General features: G+C 37.9%; 19 protein-coding genes, 1 pseudogene and 1 other annotated feature. Of the genes and pseudogenes, 18 read left to right on the top strand and 2 right to left on the bottom strand.

The annotated features are described in order from the left end of the window. The first annotated feature begins 164 nt into the window (after positions 1-164). The 15 genes and pseudogenes from ACFFIX_RS01635 to pheA all read left to right on the top strand — a co-directional run bounded on the left by ACFFIX_RS01635 (position 165) and on the right by pheA (position 12,328). Positions 165-1,187: a rod shape-determining protein gene (locus ACFFIX_RS01635; protein ID WP_378929832.1), complete on the top strand. Its 1,023-nt coding sequence runs from the start codon at positions 165-167 to the stop codon at positions 1,185-1,187. Between the two features lie 55 nt (positions 1,188-1,242). Then, positions 1,243-2,130: a rod shape-determining protein MreC gene (gene mreC / locus ACFFIX_RS01630; RefSeq protein WP_378929830.1), complete on the top strand. Its 888-nt coding sequence runs from the start codon at positions 1,243-1,245 to the stop codon at positions 2,128-2,130. Next, complete coding sequence (gene mreD, locus ACFFIX_RS01625; RefSeq protein WP_378929828.1) at positions 2,127-2,645, top strand: rod shape-determining protein MreD; 519 nt, start codon at positions 2,127-2,129, stop codon at positions 2,643-2,645. Before mreC ends, mreD begins: the two co-directional genes overlap by 4 nt. Before the next feature lie 130 nt (positions 2,646-2,775). Next, positions 2,776-3,462: a septum site-determining protein MinC gene (minC, locus tag ACFFIX_RS01620; RefSeq protein ID WP_378929826.1), complete on the top strand. Its 687-nt coding sequence runs from the start codon at positions 2,776-2,778 to the stop codon at positions 3,460-3,462. A 1-nt stretch (position 3,463) separates the two neighbouring features. Next, entirely contained in the window at positions 3,464-4,270 is an 807-nt protein-coding gene (gene minD, locus ACFFIX_RS01615; protein ID WP_378929824.1) for a septum site-determining protein MinD, read from the top strand. Positions 4,271-4,432: 162 nt separating this feature from the next. Then, positions 4,433-5,212: a peptidoglycan DD-metalloendopeptidase family protein gene (locus tag ACFFIX_RS01610; protein ID WP_378929822.1), complete on the top strand. Its 780-nt coding sequence runs from the start codon at positions 4,433-4,435 to the stop codon at positions 5,210-5,212. Next, positions 5,205-6,069: pseudogene (locus tag ACFFIX_RS01605) on the top strand (M50 family metallopeptidase). The gene ACFFIX_RS01610 and the pseudogene ACFFIX_RS01605 overlap by 8 nt, the downstream one beginning before the upstream one ends. A gap of 89 nt (positions 6,070-6,158) precedes the next feature. Further along, positions 6,159-7,628, top strand: a complete 1,470-nt coding sequence (locus ACFFIX_RS01600; RefSeq protein WP_378929820.1) for an Rne/Rng family ribonuclease — start codon at positions 6,159-6,161, stop codon at positions 7,626-7,628. Between the two features lie 53 nt (positions 7,629-7,681). Next, positions 7,682-7,768: a sequence feature (ribosomal protein L21 leader region), on the top strand. 13 nt (positions 7,769-7,781) lie between these two features. Continuing rightward, complete coding sequence (gene rplU / locus ACFFIX_RS01595) at positions 7,782-8,090, top strand: 50S ribosomal protein L21 (protein WP_378929818.1); 309 nt, start codon at positions 7,782-7,784, stop codon at positions 8,088-8,090. A gap of 11 nt (positions 8,091-8,101) precedes the next feature. Continuing rightward, positions 8,102-8,437: a ribosomal-processing cysteine protease Prp gene (locus ACFFIX_RS01590; RefSeq protein ID WP_378929816.1), complete on the top strand. Its 336-nt coding sequence runs from the start codon at positions 8,102-8,104 to the stop codon at positions 8,435-8,437. Positions 8,438-8,452: 15 nt separating this feature from the next. Continuing rightward, positions 8,453-8,743, top strand: coding sequence for a 50S ribosomal protein L27 (gene rpmA, locus ACFFIX_RS01585; protein WP_378929815.1), 291 nt, complete (start codon positions 8,453-8,455; stop codon positions 8,741-8,743). A 272-nt stretch (positions 8,744-9,015) separates the two neighbouring features. Then, positions 9,016-9,564, top strand: a complete 549-nt coding sequence (locus ACFFIX_RS01580; RefSeq protein WP_378929814.1) for a Spo0B C-terminal domain-containing protein — start codon at positions 9,016-9,018, stop codon at positions 9,562-9,564. Positions 9,565-9,626: 62 nt separating this feature from the next. After that, positions 9,627-10,916 (top strand): GTPase ObgE, encoded by a 1,290-nt coding sequence (gene obgE / locus ACFFIX_RS01575; protein ID WP_378929812.1) that lies wholly within the window; start codon positions 9,627-9,629, stop codon positions 10,914-10,916. A gap of 87 nt (positions 10,917-11,003) precedes the next feature. Then, positions 11,004-11,447, top strand: a complete 444-nt coding sequence (gene thrR / locus ACFFIX_RS01570; protein ID WP_378929810.1) for a transcriptional regulator ThrR — start codon at positions 11,004-11,006, stop codon at positions 11,445-11,447. A 14-nt stretch (positions 11,448-11,461) separates the two neighbouring features. Next, the gene (gene pheA, locus ACFFIX_RS01565; RefSeq protein WP_378929808.1) at positions 11,462-12,328 is read left to right on the top strand and encodes a prephenate dehydratase; all 867 of its coding nucleotides are present in this window, start codon (positions 11,462-11,464) and stop codon (positions 12,326-12,328) included. A 138-nt stretch (positions 12,329-12,466) separates the two neighbouring features. Here pheA and ACFFIX_RS01560 read toward each other — a convergent pair whose 3' ends face one another. Together ACFFIX_RS01560 and ACFFIX_RS01555 are read right to left on the bottom strand one after the other, a co-directional pair. Beyond that, positions 12,467-13,015, bottom strand: coding sequence for a transcription repressor NadR (locus ACFFIX_RS01560; RefSeq protein ID WP_378929806.1), 549 nt, complete (start codon positions 13,013-13,015; stop codon positions 12,467-12,469). 13 nt (positions 13,016-13,028) lie between these two features. After that, on the bottom strand, positions 13,029-14,153 hold the full coding sequence (locus ACFFIX_RS01555; RefSeq protein WP_378929804.1) for an IscS subfamily cysteine desulfurase: 1,125 nt from the start codon (positions 14,151-14,153) through the stop codon (positions 13,029-13,031). Positions 14,154-14,296: 143 nt separating this feature from the next. On the opposite strand from ACFFIX_RS01555, the gene nadB reads away from it, so the two are divergent. Genes nadB through nadA form a run of 3 tightly spaced genes read left to right on the top strand, consistent with a single transcriptional unit; the run spans position 14,297 to position 17,811 of the window. Continuing rightward, a complete protein-coding gene (nadB, locus tag ACFFIX_RS01550; RefSeq protein ID WP_378929802.1) occupies positions 14,297-15,856 on the top strand; it encodes an L-aspartate oxidase in 1,560 nt (519 codons plus the stop codon). Between the two features lie 3 nt (positions 15,857-15,859). Then, positions 15,860-16,690, top strand: coding sequence for a carboxylating nicotinate-nucleotide diphosphorylase (gene nadC, locus ACFFIX_RS01545; protein WP_378929800.1), 831 nt, complete (start codon positions 15,860-15,862; stop codon positions 16,688-16,690). 11 nt (positions 16,691-16,701) lie between these two features. Continuing rightward, a complete protein-coding gene (nadA, locus tag ACFFIX_RS01540) occupies positions 16,702-17,811 on the top strand; it encodes a quinolinate synthase NadA (protein WP_378929798.1) in 1,110 nt (369 codons plus the stop codon). The last annotated feature ends 275 nt before the right edge of the window (positions 17,812-18,086 follow it).

Below are 18,086 nucleotides of genomic sequence, written 5' to 3'. Positions count from 1 at the left end.
AGTTTATGAGTTTTTTTAGTTCTAAATATACAATTAGATTAGAAAAGATTAATGAGAAGAAAAATTAAGATTAGTTAATAGAGCTAGTTAACCCTAATCTAGCTCGGGAGACAAACTTGTAGTCAACTTAAAAAGTAATCGTTTCAGAAAGGAAGATACATTATATGTTCGGTATTGGTACAAGAGACCTTGGAATAGATTTAGGAACAGCGAACACGCTCGTATTTGTAAAAGGAAGAGGGATTGTCGTTCGCGAACCTTCAGTTGTAGCACTGCAAACTGACACAAAACAAATTGTAGCTGTTGGAAATGATGCGAAAAATATGATCGGTCGTACGCCTGGTAATGTCGTTGCACTTCGCCCGATGAAAGATGGCGTAATTGCTGATTATGAAACAACAGCTACAATGATGAAATATTACATAAGACAAGCTACAAAAGGAAAAGGCGTTTTTTCGGGAAAGCCATATGTGATGATTTGTGTACCATCTGGAATTACAGGCGTAGAAGAACGTGCAGTTATTGATGCTACAAGACAAGCTGGTGCTCGTGATGCATACACAATAGAAGAACCTTTTGCTGCTGCTATTGGTGCGAACCTGCCAGTATGGGAGCCAACAGGTAGCATGGTTGTTGACATCGGTGGAGGTACAACTGAGGTTGCGATCATTTCGTTAGGCGGAATTGTAACGAGTCAATCAATTCGAGTTGCAGGCGATGAAATGGATGAAGCGATCATCAACTATATTCGAAAAACGTATAACCTGATGATTGGAGATCGTACTTCAGAAGCGATTAAAGTGGAAGTAGGGTCTGCAGGTGTTCCAGAGGGTGTTGATAACATGGATATTCGCGGTCGTGATCTGTTAACAGGTCTACCAAAGACAATTGAAATCACAGCTAAAGAGATTGCCGAGGCGCTCCGTGACACAGTCTACACAATTGTGGATGCTGTTAAAAATACGTTAGAAAAAACCCCGCCAGAACTTGCTTCAGATATTATGGACCGTGGAATTGTTTTAACTGGTGGTGGCGCACTACTTCGTAATTTAGATAAGATTATTAGTGAAGAAACAAATATGCCTGTAATAATTGCAGAAAACCCATTAGATTGTGTTGCAATTGGAACAGGAAAAGCTCTCGAGCATATTCACTTATTTAAAACGAAAGCAAAAGACAGCCGCTGATAAATGAGGATTATTTGGTTTAATCTGAAATTCATAGTAAGAGGGTGTAAATCATATGCCACAGTTCTTTCTAAATAAACGCCTAATCTTGTTGCTAGTCAGTATCATCGTGTTAGTGGCATTGATTGGTTTCTCCTTAAAAGGAGACAGAAAGCTGACTTGGCCAGAGCAATTTCTAAAGGATTCAACAGGTCTTTTTCAAACTGTATTCCATCGGCCCGCGCAATATGTCGCGGGTTTCTTTGAGAATGCGAGTGACCTAAAAAACACGTATGAAGAGAATAAATTGCTTAAGAGCCAGTTAGATGAATTTATGCAGCTTGAAGCTGATTTACAGGATTATAAGATAGAAAACGAAGAGCTTAAAGAAGATATTGGACAACTTGATACACTAAGAGAATATAACCCGATTCTAGCAACAGTTGTTGCGCGAAATCCTGATCGCTGGTACGAATACATTGCAATTGATAAAGGTTCGCAGCATGGAGTCGAAGAAAATATGGCAGTCATCACGGCTCAAGGATTAATTGGCAAAATTAAAACTACTTCCAAATTTAATTCAACTGTCCAATTGCTAAGTGCACCGGATCGTAAAAATCGTATCTCTGCAGAAGTTTTACCGGAAGAAGGACAGGAACCTGTATTTGGTTTGATTGAAGGCTATGACAAGGAAAGAGAAGCCTTACTACTTCGGAGAATTGAATCAGACGCAAAGCTTGAAAAAGGACAGTTAGTTAAAACGTCTGGAAAAGGTGAAGTATTCCCTCAGGGTATAGTAATTGGTGAAGTGATGGATATTGAGCCCGACTCCTATGGTTTAACACAAATGGCCTATATTAAGCCTGCCGCTGATTTTTATGATATTGATCGTGTGTGGGTGGCGAATCGTGTTGCAGAAACAGTAAATATTGAGGAAGAATTGATAGAGGAGGAAGAGGAATGAGGCGTTTATTCCTTCCTTTAATCATGCTGGTCATTTTTATTAGTGAAAGTATTTTCGTAGATCTTGTCCATGTTCCTTTCTCTAACAATGACCAACTTTTTATACCTCACTTTTTAATGTTAGCAATCACCTTCGTTACAGCCTATGTAAATCAGTCGTATGGAATGATTTATGGAATTGTGTTTGGACTTTTGTTTGATATCATCTACACAGAAGTAATAGGAGTATATTTGTTTTCATTTGGATTATTTGCTTATTTGATGTCAAAAGCCCTGAAAATCCTTCATGGAAACGTGTTGATTGTTCTTTTTTTAGGACTATTGTCTATTTCAGTGCTAGAATTCTATGTGTATGGAATTCATTTGTTAATTGGGACTACCACGATGTCTTTGTATAATTTTACGACATTACGATTACTGCCGACGCTTGCATTAAACTTGAGTGCTGGCATTCTGTTAATCTACCCACTAAAAGGATTCCTTACGAAACTTAAAATTGAGCAATTTGATGAATAACGAATGATTAAGAAGTTGTTTAAAAGAGATTCATTCCTCAACTTTTGCACTCTAATTTCAAGAAATTCGCCTGAGGAAAAAGGATTTGGAATGTTTCTGTCGAATATGTTAAGTCGTTGAGGTGAACGTCGTGAAGGCTCAAAAACAGCAATTTGTCACTATTAAAGGCACAAAAGATGGTTTAACGTTGCATCTTGATGATTCATGTTCTTTTGAACAACTGCTTCATGAACTCGAGGAAATGTTATCCTTAAAACAATATATACAGGATAATGGGCCTATTATCGGTGTTAGTGTAAAAGTTGGAAATCGATATGTGACAGAAAACCAGCAAGAAGAATTAAAAACAGTCATCCGTAAAAATAGAAATCTCGTTGTTGAGATCATTGATAGTAATGTCATCACAAAAGAAGAAGGTCTCCGTCTAAAACGAGAAACAGAAGTTGTATCTGTAGCAAAAATTATCCGTTCAGGACAAGTTCTAAAGGTTATCGGTGATCTTCTTTTAATTGGAGACGTTAACCCAGGTGGTACTGTGATTGCAACAGGGAACATTTTTGTTTTAGGATCATTAAAAGGCATTGCACATGCAGGCTTTGATGGAGACACACATGCTGTCATTGCTGCTTCTATGATGAAGCCATCTCAGCTACGTATTAGCGATGTATTAAACCGTGCCCCAGATCATATTCCGAAGCACGAAGGAAATGAAATGGAATGTGCTTACATAGATGAAGATGAGAACATCACGATTGAAAGATTGCAGCAACTGACTCATTTACGACCTAATTTAACAAGGTTTGAAGGGGGATTCTAGCGTGGGTGAAGCAATTGTCGTTACCTCGGGTAAAGGTGGCGTTGGTAAAACAACGACATCGGCAAATTTAGGTACAGCTTTAGCAATTTTGGGAAAACGTGTTTGTTTAGTCGACACAGACATAGGATTAAGAAATCTAGACGTTGTAATGGGTTTAGAAAATAGAATCATTTATGACCTTGTTGACGTGATTGAAGGTCGCTGTAAAATTCATCAGGCATTAGTAAAAGACAAGCGCTTTGAGGATTTGCTCTACCTTCTTCCTGCTGCACAAACAAGTGATAAAACGGCAGTTAACCCTGAACAAATGAAAAAACTAGTTGAGGAATTAAAGCAAGACTATGATTATATTGTAATAGACTGCCCAGCTGGTATTGAGCAGGGCTTTAAAAACGCAGTAGCTGGTGCTGATAAAGCAGTTGTGGTCACAACACCTGAGATCTCAGCGGTGCGTGATGCAGACCGAATTATCGGATTACTAGAAAAAGAAGAAAACATAGAGCCGCCACGTTTGGTCATTAACCGTATACGGAACCACTTAGTAAAAAACGGCGATATGCTAGACGTTGATGAAATTGTTACGCATTTATCAATTGACTTGATTGGTATAGTTGCTGATGATGATGGTGTAATAAAAGCATCAAATAACGGTGAGCCAATTGTTATGGATCCTAACAACCGAGCAGCGATTGCTTACCGTAATATCGCACGCCGAATTTTAGGCGAATCCGTACCACTTCATTCACTGGACGATCAAAACAAAAGTGTTCTGACAAAGTTAAAAAGGTTTTTTGGAGTACGAGTTTAATAGATTTAAAGGGGCAGTCACAAGACAATGTGACTGCCCCTTTTTTTGTTGCGTAAAAAAAATAAGAAGGTGCAAAGAATATATCTTTACATCATTTTGTTCATATCCCATCTGGACAAGGCATAAACTTGTACAAAACTCACTTAAAGGATTGATGGGGATATGAGTCATCGCGCGGATGAAATAAGAAAAAGAATTGCTAAGCGTAAAAGAGAGCGAGTGGGGGAACAGCCTACTAATGAAGGAGTAAAGAGAACGTCTCTATTTCTTAGTGATGAAGAAAGATATGGCTCTGGTTCTTATCCAATGTACGAGGGAGGGCCGGGGAATAATAATGGCTCACATCCATTGTTCCGAGCTGATGTGTTTATTTTTAAGCTTTTATTGTCTGCATGTCTTGTTTTAGTAACTGCGATCATTTTTAAAGATGATTCTCCTGTTTTTCAAGAAGCAAAAAGCGTCGTACAAAGTACATTAGAGGAAGAATTTCAATTTGCAGCTGTATCTAAATGGTACAGCGATCAGTTTGGTGAACCACTGGCCCTTTTTCAACCTAATCAAGATACAAAAACAGAGCAAGCAGTTGAATCAAATGAATTTTCAGTTCCTGCATCGGGACGTGTGCTAGAAACTTTCCAAGACAATGGCCAAGGAATAATGGTTGAAACAGAAAGTCCTTCTGTGGAAGCGACGGAAGAAGGAATGGTTGAAAAAATTGAAAAGTCGGATAATGGGTTAACAATCGTTTTACAACATGCGGATGGGACGAAGTCTTGGTACGGGAATCTTAATGAGGTAGACGTGACTCTTTATTCTTTTGTTAAAAAAGGTACTGAGCTAGGAAAAATTAAAACAACTGAAAATGAAAAAGGCACATACTATTTTGCTATTAAAAAGGGCGATAATTTTATTGACCCCATTCAGGTGATGTCATTTGATTAATTTTCTAACGCTATTTCAAAAAGTCCATATTCATCCGTTATTATGGGTAATGATTGCCATTAGTGTTGTAACAGCAAACTTCAAAACACTTATTCTGTTAATGCTGATTGTTTTTGTACATGAAATGGGCCATGCAATAAGTGCTCATTTTTTTCTTGGAGAATAAAGCGTATTATGCTTCTTCCTTTTGGTGGAGTGGCAGAAGTGGATGAGCATGGAAATCGTTCCTTGAAAGAAGAGCTTATAGTAATTTTATCTGGTCCTGTTCAACATATTTGGCTTCAAGCAGCAGTCTTTCTTTTGTCTCTTTTTGGAGTTGTTAGTGGTACGGATTATGAACTTTTTACGTTCTATAATCTATCTATTTTATTTTTTAATTTACTGCCAATCTGGCCTTTAGACGGTGGGAAGCTTCTTTTCTTACTTTTTTCTTATTATCGATCATTTCAGCTAGCACATCACTATATGTTGATCGCATCAACCATTTTTTATCCATTTATGTACTCGTCATTTTGATATTTAGTCCTACACAGCTTAATTTGTGGGTCATAACGACATTTTTTGTATATAGCTTGTATCTGGAGTATAAACAAAGGATGTATACATGCATTCGATTCTTATTAGAAAGATACTACGGAAAGCAAGCGACAATCTTTCGGTTGAAACCAATTATTGTAAACGAATCAGATAGTGTGTATGGGGTGTTGCTTCAATTTCAACGGGGATGTAAGCACCCAATTATCGTCGAGCGAAACGGACAAAAGCTTTCCGAGTTGGATGAAAATGAACTATTACACGCTTATTTTGCCGATAAGCGAACAACATCAACTGTGGGTGATCTCGTATATGCCTATTAGTAGGGCTCTAACAAGAAGCTTGCTCTTCTACTAAAAAAATGAGTAAATGATGAGAGGTATTTGTCACTTGTTAGAAAGAGGGAAAGATTTTGCGAAAATTAATTATTGATGAAAAAACGTCAGAAAAGCGCTGTGCGATTCTTGAAGGAAACCGCTTCACAGAAATTCATTATGATCAACAACAGCGCGCTGAAATTGTTGGGAATATTTATACGGGGCGAGTAACAAAGGTGTTGCCTGGAATGCAAGCTGCTTTTGTTGATATTGGTCACACTAAAAATGGGTATCTGTCACTCAAAGACATCGTTGACTATCAATTGTCAGAAAAGGAAAAATCGACGCACCTCTCGATTTCTCACTTCGTTCATGAAGGACAACAAATTATCGTACAGGTGCAGAATGAAGGAAATGAACAAAAGGGTCCTAAGTTAACGACGAATGTTGAGTTCGGTGGCGGAATGCTTGTTTATATGCCGCACGGGAATTACTGTGCTGTTTCGAAAAAAATAGACGAAAGCAAAGAGCGAGAACGTTTGTTACATCTTGCGAAAAAGCTCCGCGTTGGTCATGAGGGGCTTCTTTTTCGTACGGCGAGTAGTGGGGTTAGCGAGGAACAACTCACCCGAGCTTACGATTCATTAAAGGAGCAGTACTTATCGCTCACGACGGCAAAAGTGAAAGCACCCTCCTGTCTCTTTGTTGCACGAGAGTTTATACCAAGAATTCTCCATGAACTATCCCTGAACTCTTCTGATTCGATTGTGTGTGACACAATTGATCGTGTGCAAGATTTAAGAAAAATCTACCCTGATACTGGAATTGAACTTTATGATAAACGGGAGTCTATCTTTACATATTTTGGTTTGGAGCAAGAAATAGACAAGGTTTTAAAGCGAATGGTATGGCTGAAAAATGGTGCGTATATCATTATTGAGCGAACGGAAGCGATGGTCATCATTGATGTAAACACTGGAAAATTTTCTGGGAAATCTTCTTTAAGAGATACGGTATTGAAAACAAATGTAGAGGCAGCAAGAGAGGCTGTCGCTCAAATACGGCTTCGTAATTTGAGTGGAATGATTTTAATCGATTTTATTGATATGCGCTTTAAAGAGGACCAGCAACAGATTCTTGATACAATTTCAAGAGAATTAAGGAATGATCGTGTACAAACAAAAGTCATCGGCTTTAGTGAACTGAACATCCTTCAGCTTACAAGAAAAAAAGTTCGTCAACCAGTTGAAGCAAATTTAACAGCGACTTGTCCAACATGTAAAGGAAGCGGTCGAGTTCCTTCACCAGAGTCGATTGCATTTAAACTTGAGCGAGAGCTTTGGGGTTATCAGTACATGGACGATGAAGCCATATGGGTAGAGGCTTCAGAAGATGTTGTTGAGCTTTTTAAAGGAGATAATGTTGAACATCTCAAGCAATTGGAACGCACGCTAAAATTTAAAATTTTATTAACAATAGAAGATTCACATTTTCCTTATTATCACCTTAAGCACAAAGGAGATTACGAAACAATTTCAAAACGTATAAGTGAACATCAAAAATAATGTTGCAAGCTCAAAGGATTTCTGTTATTATTTATATGTTATGGTTTGTAGCACCCGTGCTACAACCGCTCAGTGACAGGTTTAAGTAACGATGACATTTTTTGATCGTTCACCTAGTACTGGCGAGTCTGAGTCTAATAGGAGGTGCAAAGAATGTACGCAATTATCGAAACTGGTGGAAAACAAATCAAGGTTGAAGAAGGTCAAGCTATCTACATCGAAAAGCTTGGTGCTGACCAAGGTGAAACAGTAACGTTTGAAAAGGTTTTATTTGTTGGTGGTGACACTGTACAAGTTGGTAGCCCAACTGTTGCAGGTGCGACTGTAACTGCGAAAGTAGAAAAAAACGGCCGTGCGAAAAAGATCACTGTATTCAAATATAAAGCTAAGAAAAACTACCGTAAAAAGCAAGGTCATCGTCAACCATACACTAAAGTTGTTATTGAAAAAATTAACGCGTAAGGTAATTAATAATGATAAATGCTAAGATTTATCGTTCTAATGACGGACTAATTACGTCGTTCATATTATCCGGACATGCTGACTTTGATGAGCATGGAAAGGATATCGTTTGTGCTGGAGCATCTGCTGTTACGTTTGGTGCCGTTAATGCTGTAATTGCCTTAACGAACATTGAGCCGTTGATTGATCAAGGAAAAGACGGAGGATATCTAAAGGTAGACCTCCCTCGAAATCTCGACCAAGAAACGAATAGCAACGTCCAACTTTTATTAGAAGGTATGCTTATTTCATGGCAAACGATTGAAAGAGACTATGGACAATACATGAAAGTAACAATAATCAACTAACAGGAGGTGAAAGTCATGTTAAGATTAGATCTTCAGTTTTTCGCGTCTAAAAAAGGTGTAGGTTCGACTAAAAATGGTCGTGATTCTCAGTCTAAACGTTTAGGTGCTAAACGTGCAGATGGTCAATTAGTATCAGGTGGTTCGATTCTTTACCGTCAACGCGGTACAAAAATCTATCCAGGTGAAAACGTAGGCCGTGGTGGTGATGATACTCTATACGCTAAAGTAGAAGGTATCGTTAAGTTTGAACGTTACGGACGTGACCGTAAAAAAGTGAGCGTATACCCAGTTGCTCAAGAAGCATAAGGTTAAAAAACTCTAACCCGACGGTTAGAGTTTTTTATTTAAATTGATGATTCTCATTTAAATTAATCAAATTCGAAGAAAGGATAGAAACAATTCTATGTTTCCTTTGTATTTGAATAATAAGTAGGACTGGGCTTTTGCCTTTTCCTTCATTTTTGACGAAATGCCTTATGTTCAGGTTCAATGTTTGTTATAATTTTTAATACAATCTCATGTTCTTAGCTTTACTCCTGACATAACCTGAGATCATTTTCTTAAATAGGAGTGCATTTATGAAAAGAAATCATAATGAATGGGGTACTGTTGATTTATTAAGTCATTCACGCCATGACTGGATGAATAAACTCCAACTTATTAAAGGGAATTTATCATTAAATAAATATGAACGGGTAAATGAAATTATAGAAGAAATTGTTATTGAAGCTCAAAATGAATCAAAACTTTGTAATTTAAAAATGCTGTCTTTTGCAAGTTTACTTATGACCTATAATTGGATTCAAGCTCATTTCACTTTAGAATATGAAGTATTGGGAGACGTTGTTGATTTATCTTCTTTTGATGAATTTATGACGAAATGGTGTTCTTCCTTTTTTTATCTGCTAAACGAAACGATTGACCGAAGTCGCGAAAATCATCTATGTATTTCAATTGAAACAGTACCAAGTTCTGATGAAGTTCGTTTCTTTTTTGATTTTAATGGCATAATAACGGAGAAAGAGCAATTACAGGTATGGCTGGAATCTGAGAATGCACAAAAGTTTCTCAAACAGTATGAAATAAGTACATACGAATTGACAGCAATGATTGCAATAAAAAAATGACGCTGCATCTAATTTTTTTTGGAGCGTAATTGATTCACAGAGTATAGATCGGAGGAAGACAGATGTTTGTCGATCAGGTAAAGATATATGTAAAAGGTGGCGACGGTGGTAATGGAATGGTTGCGTTCCGTCGTGAAAAATATGTACCAAATGGTGGTCCCGCAGGTGGAGATGGCGGTAAAGGTGCCGACGTTATTTTTGAAGTAGAAGAAGGTTTGCGTACGCTAATGGACTTCCGCTATAAACGACATTTTAAAGCACCTCGTGGTGAACATGGAATGTCAAAAAGTATGCATGGTCGAAATTCAGAGTCCATGGTCGTAAAAGTTCCGCCGGGTACAATTGTCACAGATGAAGACACTGGACAAATTATTGCGGATTTAACTGAGCACGGTCAACAAGCTGTGATTGCAAAAGGTGGCCGGGGTGGACGTGGAAACTGTCGTTTTGCTACACCTGCCAATCCTGCACCAGAAATTTCTGAAAATGGTGAGCCAGGAATAGAGCGAAGTGTTGTTCTTGAACTGAAGGTATTAGCGGATGTAGGGTTAGTGGGCTTCCCGAGTGTGGGAAAATCAACAATACTATCTGTTGTATCATCTGCAAGACCAAAAATTGCAGAATATCACTTCACAACTCTAGTACCGAATTTAGGAATGGTCGAGACAGAAGATGGACGCAGCTTTGTTATGGCAGATCTTCCTGGGTTAATTGAGGGAGCTCACGAGGGAGTAGGTCTTGGACATCAATTTTTACGACATATTGAACGGACACGTGTTATTGTGCATGTCATTGATATGTCAGGCCTAGAAGGTAGAGATCCTTATGAGGATTACTTGACCATTAATGCAGAGTTAAGTGAATATAATCTGCGTTTAACAGAAAGACCACAAGTAATTGTTGCCAATAAAATGGACATGCCAGATGCAGAAGAAAATTTAGCGAAATTTAAAGAAAAGCTCGAAGAAGACGTAAAAGTTTACGCGATTTCAGCAATTACTCGTGAAGGTGTTCGTGATTTGTTGTATGAAGTTGCCGATAAAATTGAAACGACTCCAGAGTTTCCTCTTTTTCAAGAAGAAGAGGAAACATCTGAAAACAGAGTACTTTATAAATTTGAAAAAGAAGAACCGAATTTTGCCATCTCAAGAGATAGTGAAGGTTCGTATGTGTTATCTGGAGCGAAAATTGAAAAGCTCTTTAAAATGACAGACTTCTCACGCGATGAATCCATTCGTCGTTTTGCAAGACAATTGCGCGGTTTAGGTGTAGATGAGCAGCTTCGTGAACGAGGGGCAAAAGACGGCGATATTATCAAGTTACTTGAGTATGAATTTGAGTTTATTGAATAAACCATATGTGAGAGCTGTTACTAGCTCTCCATTTTTATAGTTGTAATAGACTAATTATTATGAATAATTTCTAACGGAGGAAGAGAAATGAAGGATGAAACATTTTATCTTGTTCGGGAAGATATTTTACCTGAGGCAATGAAAAAAACGTTAGAAGTGAAAAAACTGATCGAAAGAGGTAAAGCGGAATCTATTGCGGAAGCTGTACAGAGGGTTGATATGAGCCGAAGTGCGTTTTACAAGTACCGTGATGCTGTTTTTCCATTTCACACAATGGTAAAAGAAAAGCTAATTACTCTTTTTTTTCATCTCGAAGATCGGTCTGGAACGCTGTCACAGCTTTTATCAGTTGTTGCAAATGCAGGCTGCAATGTTCTAACGATTCATCAAACCATTCCCATTCAAGGGCGGGCTAATGTTACACTATCCCTTAGTACGAATGGAATGACGGAAGATATTAATCGGGTAATGGCTAATCTAAAAAGATTAGAATTTGTAGAAAAGGTCGAAATATTAGGTCAAGGTGCTTAAGGGAGTGATAGTTCATGATAAAGAAGGTTGGTTTTTTAGGTCCGAAAGCGACATTTACACATCTTGCTGTACAGACTTTTTTTAATGGTGAAACAGAGTCGGTTGCTTATTTAACAATTCCACAGAGTATGGATGCAGTTGCAAATGGAGAAGTAGATTTGGCAGTTGTCCCGATTGAAAATGCATTAGAAGGTTCTGTTAATTTAACGGTTGATTACCTAGTTCATGAACAGCAAGAGTTATCTATTATTGGAGAAATCATCGTACCTATTCAACAACATCTGATGGTCCACCCTTCAAGAAAAGATAAATGGCAAGAAGTCACTAGGGTTTATTCACATTCACATGCGATTGCACAATGTCATAAGTTTTTACATAAAACATTCTCTAATATCCCCTATGAATATGCGACGTCAACAGGGGCAGCAGCAAAATATGTTAGTGAACACCAAAATGAAAACATCGCGGTTATTGCCAATGAATTAGCAGCGAAAGAATATGGACTCAGTATTGTAAAACATCATATTCATGATTACCATTACAACCATACTCGTTTTGCTATTGTGAGTAAAAGCAACGATGTGAAATTTACTTACAATCAAGAACTTCCGATAAAAGAGAAAACAACGCTAATGGTGACCCTCCCTTCAGATCAATCAGGGGCGCTTCATCAAGTATTGTCTGCTTTCACTTGGAGGAAATTAAATTTATCAAAAATAGAGTCAAGACCAATGAAAACAGGATTAGGAAACTACTTTTTTATCATTGATATTGATAGGCTTTATGACGAAATTCTCATTCCAGGGGCAATAGCTGAATTAGAAGCCTTAGGGTGTAGCGTAAAATTGCTAGGATCCTATCAGGCTTTTACTATATCGTAATATTTTTATAGAAGGACGTTCAGGAATTTGGATATATGAACGAGAACCGAAATATATGCACGAGAAATGGGATATATGCACGAGAATCGAGATAATTGCACGAGATCAGAATCCTCGTGCAATATCATTTAACTAAACCTAGTCATTAACAAGGAATTTTGCTTCTTCAAGCTCGAGACAAACTGCATCTAATTTTTCTTGAGAGTCAGCAGTCAGAGTATGGAGATGGAGACCGTCAGTTAGTTGCGATAAATAGGCCGCATTGGAGCTTTGAATTTTTTTGATAAATCCCTCTACTTCTTTGCGGTTACTAACCATAATCGATGCCGTTAAATCCCCATATACCGGGTGTTCGACAATTACATCCTTGACGGTTACTCCATGATCAACAATTAGACTCAGTTCCTCTTTCGAACGTGACGGATCATGTTTACAGGCAATGATACGTTCGACAAAATATCCGGACGGATCATCTGCTTGTAGAAAAAGATAGCCTTGACTTGTTGCAATTATTGGCTCATTTTTTGCCTTTAATAAGGAGATGTCTTGAACGATTACTTGACGACTGACATTTGTTTTTGAGGCTAATTCGCTTCCTTTTAAAGGAGTATCTGCTTCTTTTAACCATTTTAATAGGAGGCTTCTCCGTTTTTCTCCAAGTATTTTTTCATCCTTCACGTTTTTCATCCTTTCATTTTGATTAATTCTTAGAAATTAAATCTTTCAAAACAGTTGAAAGTTGATCCATATGATCCATCGTCGTTTGTTTTCCAAGTGATATGCGAATATATTGTTTCGCTTGATCAGGTTTCATACCTAGGGCAAGCAAAGAACGAGAAGGTTTTTGCATGCCAACTTGACAGGCACTCCCTGTTGATATCGCAAGTCCGTACCGATTACATTCTAGCATCGTATATTGCCCCTCGATGCCATTTATCGTCATGCCAATGATATGTGGTAATTGGTTTTCATTATTTAGAATCGTAAGCTCATTTTGGTAAGCTGATAGTTTTTCGAATAAGTACGTTCTTAGCTGATAGATTCTAGCATGTTCATTCTCCATATTGTCGTATATTTCCTTAGCAGCTGTAGCAAAGCTGGCAGCTCCTGGTATATTAACGGTTCCTGGTCGGAAGCCCGATTCATGGGTTGTGCCTGGAATCGTGGGCGTCCAGTAGACGCTTGGATTAAGATAAACAGCACCTACACCCTTTGGACCGTATACTTTGTGACTTGAGAATGAGAGAGCAGCTATGTTGAACGCTTTCACATCGATAGCTACCTTTCCAAATGATTGAACACAATCACTGTGAAGTAAGATTCCATGCTGTAATAATAATTCGCCAATTTCTTGTAAATTTTGAATAGTTCCAAGCTCACCACTTGCATGCTGAATGGAAACTAATCCAGTATCCTCACGAAGAGCTAGCTTTATCGACTCTAAATCTATTGATCCCTTTTCATCTGGTAAAAGAAAAGTAACCTCATATCCTTTTGTTTGAAGGAATGTGAGATACGTATGAATCGATGAATGCTCAATCATTGTTGAAATGATGTGTTTTTTTTGTGGTTGAACACCGTTTAATAACGATTGAATAGCGAGTACATTTGACTCACTTCCACCGCTAGTAAAATAAATCCCTCTCGCGTCACCGCCAATTAAGCTAGCAAGTAACTCCCTAGAGCCTTCTAATAAAGCTTTTGCACTTTCACCTACGTCATGTAAACTATTGCTATTTCCAAACGCTTTTCTTGAAACTTCTATATAAACGTTGAGTGCCTTTTCACTTATAGGCGTTGTTGCAGCATAGTCCAAATAAATCAATTGCCTCACTCCTCTCCTAGTAAATTATAGTCTCTTTCTATACTTTAACAGAGCTTAGGATAGAAAAGAAAAAACTCTTGTCATTCGTTTCATTTTATGTAAATATAAGTGTCAAGACACATGTATATATCAGGAGGGGTTTTATGCCCGGGGCCGATGTGATTATTATTGGAAGCGGGCTTGCAGCACTGTCTGCAGCCTATCATCTGCATCATAAGAAAAACATCACAATTATAACTAAAGCCAAGTGGCTAAATAGTAACTCCATGTTAGCACAAGGTGGTATTGCTGCTGCTCTCAGTAAAAATGATTCTTGGCTTTCCCATTTTGAAGACACATTACGAGCTGGGAATTTCCACAACGCCGAGGATGCAGTTATCCAGCTTGTTCAAGAGGGACCAGAAGATATTCTTGGGTGGATCGACAAAGGAATGCCTTTTGATAAAGATCGTAATGGTGATTTTTTGTTGGGTAAAGAAGGTGCGCATTCACACAATCGCATCGTTCATTCTGGTGGTGATGCAACTGGGAAAGCAATGACTCAATTTATTTATAATAAATTAAAAAATAACATCACCATTACAGAAGGAGAATTGGCAACAGATTTAATTGTAAAAAACGGAAAATGTTATGGTGTTAAAACGATATCAAGTAGTGGAGAGGTTAAATCTCATCATGCAAGCAAAACGATCCTTGCGACAGGTGGAGTCGGAGCTGTTTATGGTCATACCTCAAATGCAACAGTGATTACAGGAGATGGAATCGCAATGGCCTTTCGAGCAGGAGCTGCATTGGCAGATATGGAATTTATTCAATTTCATCCAACGATGCTTTACGCAAATGGCGAGTGTGTGGGCTTAATATCTGAAGCTGTAAGAGGAGAAGGCGCTTTTCTAATTGATCAAAATGGAAGAAGAATCATGAAGAGCGTTCATCCTGAGCAAGATTTGGCTCCAAGAGATATTGTCTCCAGGACAATTTTCGATGAAATAAACAGGGGTAATCAGATTTACCTTGATATCTCTCCCGTTCATGACTTTGAAAAGAGATTTCCGACAATTACAGGTTTATGTAACCAACACGGTATTTCCTTAATAGAGGGGAAAATTCCAGTAGCACCAGGAATGCACTTTATCATGGGTGGAGTTCAAACAAATGGTTACGGAGAAACAACAATTCCAAACTTGTATGCGGTCGGTGAAGTCGCATGTACTGGTGTGCATGGAGCAAATAGATTAGCAAGTAATTCATTGCTTGAAGGACTTGTTTTTGGACGTCGCGTAGCTGAACACATGTTAGCAGCTGAATTTATCGAGCCTTCAACCATTACTCATCATGAACTATTTTTTGATCAACCTACAAAAGCAAAACCGAACCTTCCACAAAAAAGTGAGGTTCAATTCATGATGACGAGGTATGTTGGGATACAGCGTACGAAAGAGGAGCTACAAATTGCACAAACCTGGTTTGAGACTTTTCAACAACAATTTTCTTTTTGGGACATTAATGTGAATGATTTCACATTTGAAGAAGTTGAAATGCTTAATATGTTACTTGTTGGCTGGCTTATCACAACTTCTGCTTTAACAAGAACTGAAAGTAGGGGCGGACATTATCGGTTGGATTTTCCATTAGTTGATGATGATAACTGGCTAAAAAAACAAATTGTTAGAACAAAACTTGACATGCATGTAGGGGTGTAAAAAATGAATTCAATTAAGCTCAAAAAAAAGCTAGAAGAATTTTTCTTAGAGGACCTTGGAGAAATTGATCTTTCCAGTCAAACAATATTTTCAGAAAATCATCTTGGTGAAGCGGTAATTTCTGCGAAGGAAGATGGCATTTTATCTGGCGCCAATATTATTCAACAAGGCTATTTGTTATTTGAGGGATCTTCAACAGTGGAGCTATTTAAGAATGATGGAGATACCCTTAAGAAGGGCGACGAAATTGCAAGGATCAATGGCTCAGTTTCAACTATTCTTAGTGGAGAACGTGTGATTTTAAATTTACTTCAACGTATGAGTGGAATCGCGACGTTAACAAATCAAGCTGTAACGATACTGGATTCAGGTACTACACGTATTTGTGACACGCGGAAAACTTCACCAGGGTTAAGGATGTTTGAAAAGTATGCGGTTCGTTGTGGTGGCGGCTTTAATCATCGATTTGGTTTGTATGATGCGATTATGATAAAAGATAATCATATTGCTTTTTCAGGTAGCATCACGAATGCCGTTCAAACGGTCAAAAATAAAGTTGGACATATGGTGAAAATTGAAGTTGAAATTGAAACTGAAGATCAACTTCTTGAAGCAATTGAAGCGGGTGCAGATGTGATTATGTATGATAATTGTCCACCAAGTATTGTAGAAAAATTTGTGCAGCTTACACCAGATCATATTATTACTGAAGCTTCAGGAGGCATCAGCCTTAATAATCTCGCAGACTTTCGGAATACAAAGGTCGATTATATTTCTCTTGGGATGTTAACACATTCCTATAAATCATTAGATATCAGCTTAAATGTTAAGTAGGGAGGATCACAATGAACTTATTAGAAATCTTGAACCATGATAAAAAAGAAATGATGCCAGAATCCTATAAAACAAAAACAACGGAAGAAATGGTACAAAGAGTAATCGAAATTAAAGAAAAATTCGGGGATAAGCTTTTTATTCCGGGTCATCATTATCAAAAAAATGAAGTGATTCAATTTTCAGATGTCACAGGTGATTCCTTGCAATTAGCGCAAGTAGCCGCACAGAACAAGAAAGCGGAATACATTGTTTTTTGTGGTGTTCATTTCATGGCTGAAACAGCTGATATGCTCACAACTGATCAACAGGTCGTCATTCTTCCTGACATGAGAGCAGGATGTTCAATGGCAGATATGGCCGACATTGACCAAACTGAACGAGCTTGGGTAAAGCTACAGGAACTTTATGGGGAGACCATTTTACCATTAACTTACGTAAACTCAACTGCTGCAATTAAAGCATTTGTTGGGAAATATGGTGGAGCAACCGTTACCTCCTCAAATGCCGAAAAAATGCTAAAGTGGGCATTTGCACAAAAAGAAAGAATTTTGTTCCTTCCTGATCAGCATTTAGGACGTAATACCGCCTATGACCTTGGCATTCCCTTAGATAAAATGGCAATTTGGAACCCAATCACAAATGAATTGGAGTATCAAGGCAACTTTGAGGATGTCATCGTAATTCTCTGGAAAGGTCACTGTTCAGTACATGAAAACTTTACGGTTGCAAACATTGAACAGCTTCGTGAAAAAGATCCTGATGTGAAAATAATTGTTCACCCCGAATGTAGTCGAGAAGTGGTTAGCTTGTCAGATGATGCGGGCTCTACCAAGTATATTATTGACCAAATTAATGCCGCACCTGCTGGAAGTAAGTGGGCAATTGGAACAGAGATGAATTTAGTAAACCGACTGATCGGGCAACATCCTGATAAACAAATTGTCTCTCTTAATCCAAGTATGTGCCCATGTCTTACAATGAATCGAATTGATCTACCTCATTTACTATGGACTTTGGAAAACTTAGAAAACGGCGTTGTTCAAAATCAAATCACGGTACCATTAGACATACAAGAAAATGCTGTACTAGCACTAAATCGAATGTTAGAAAATGTGTAATATTTACTTTTAATTTACCCGAAAAAATAAAAATTGCCAGCCATAATTGATCTCAATGATCTTTTATGGTTTTTTTTGTTCAAGATGAATTTCTATGTTTTCTATCTTTCAAGTGTCCCTCTAAACATGGACCTTACTCAATTTTTTCACGTTTCATCTTTAATTTTGTAAAACAGAATGAGCAACTTGACTACGAAAGTAATCATAAAACTTAATACTTGAACATAAATTGTGATGAAGAATAATGGCATCATGCCTATCGTTTATATGGTTGT

The sequence above is a fragment of the Metabacillus herbersteinensis genome, assembly GCF_042433335.1.
Taxonomy (GTDB): Bacteria; Bacillota; Bacilli; order Bacillales; family Bacillaceae; genus Metabacillus; species Metabacillus herbersteinensis.
The sequence above is the reverse complement of the archived record's forward strand: the minus strand, read 5'-3'. Positions and strand labels throughout refer to the sequence as shown.

Coding starts and splice junctions, on each gene's coding strand:
- nadC (WP_378929800.1), top strand. CDS start 15,860: ATGAATTCAATTAAGCTCAAAAAAAAGCTAGAAGAATTTTTCTTAGAG.
- nadB (WP_378929802.1), top strand. CDS start 14,297: ATGCCCGGGGCCGATGTGATTATTATTGGAAGCGGGCTTGCAGCACTG.
- pheA (WP_378929808.1), top strand. CDS start 11,462: ATGATAAAGAAGGTTGGTTTTTTAGGTCCGAAAGCGACATTTACACAT.
- ACFFIX_RS01590 (WP_378929816.1), top strand. CDS start 8,102: ATGATAAATGCTAAGATTTATCGTTCTAATGACGGACTAATTACGTCG.
- mreC (WP_378929830.1), top strand. CDS start 1,243: ATGCCACAGTTCTTTCTAAATAAACGCCTAATCTTGTTGCTAGTCAGT.
- ACFFIX_RS01580 (WP_378929814.1), top strand. CDS start 9,016: ATGAAAAGAAATCATAATGAATGGGGTACTGTTGATTTATTAAGTCAT.
- thrR (WP_378929810.1), top strand. CDS start 11,004: ATGAAGGATGAAACATTTTATCTTGTTCGGGAAGATATTTTACCTGAG.
- ACFFIX_RS01635 (WP_378929832.1), top strand. CDS start 165: ATGTTCGGTATTGGTACAAGAGACCTTGGAATAGATTTAGGAACAGCG.
- rplU (WP_378929818.1), top strand. CDS start 7,782: ATGTACGCAATTATCGAAACTGGTGGAAAACAAATCAAGGTTGAAGAA.
- nadA (WP_378929798.1), top strand. CDS start 16,702: ATGAACTTATTAGAAATCTTGAACCATGATAAAAAAGAAATGATGCCA.
- rpmA (WP_378929815.1), top strand. CDS start 8,453: ATGTTAAGATTAGATCTTCAGTTTTTCGCGTCTAAAAAAGGTGTAGGT.
- ACFFIX_RS01610 (WP_378929822.1), top strand. CDS start 4,433: ATGAGTCATCGCGCGGATGAAATAAGAAAAAGAATTGCTAAGCGTAAA.
- mreD (WP_378929828.1), top strand. CDS start 2,127: ATGAGGCGTTTATTCCTTCCTTTAATCATGCTGGTCATTTTTATTAGT.
- obgE (WP_378929812.1), top strand. CDS start 9,627: ATGTTTGTCGATCAGGTAAAGATATATGTAAAAGGTGGCGACGGTGGT.
- ACFFIX_RS01560 (WP_378929806.1), bottom strand. CDS start 13,015: ATGAAAAACGTGAAGGATGAAAAAATACTTGGAGAAAAACGGAGAAGC.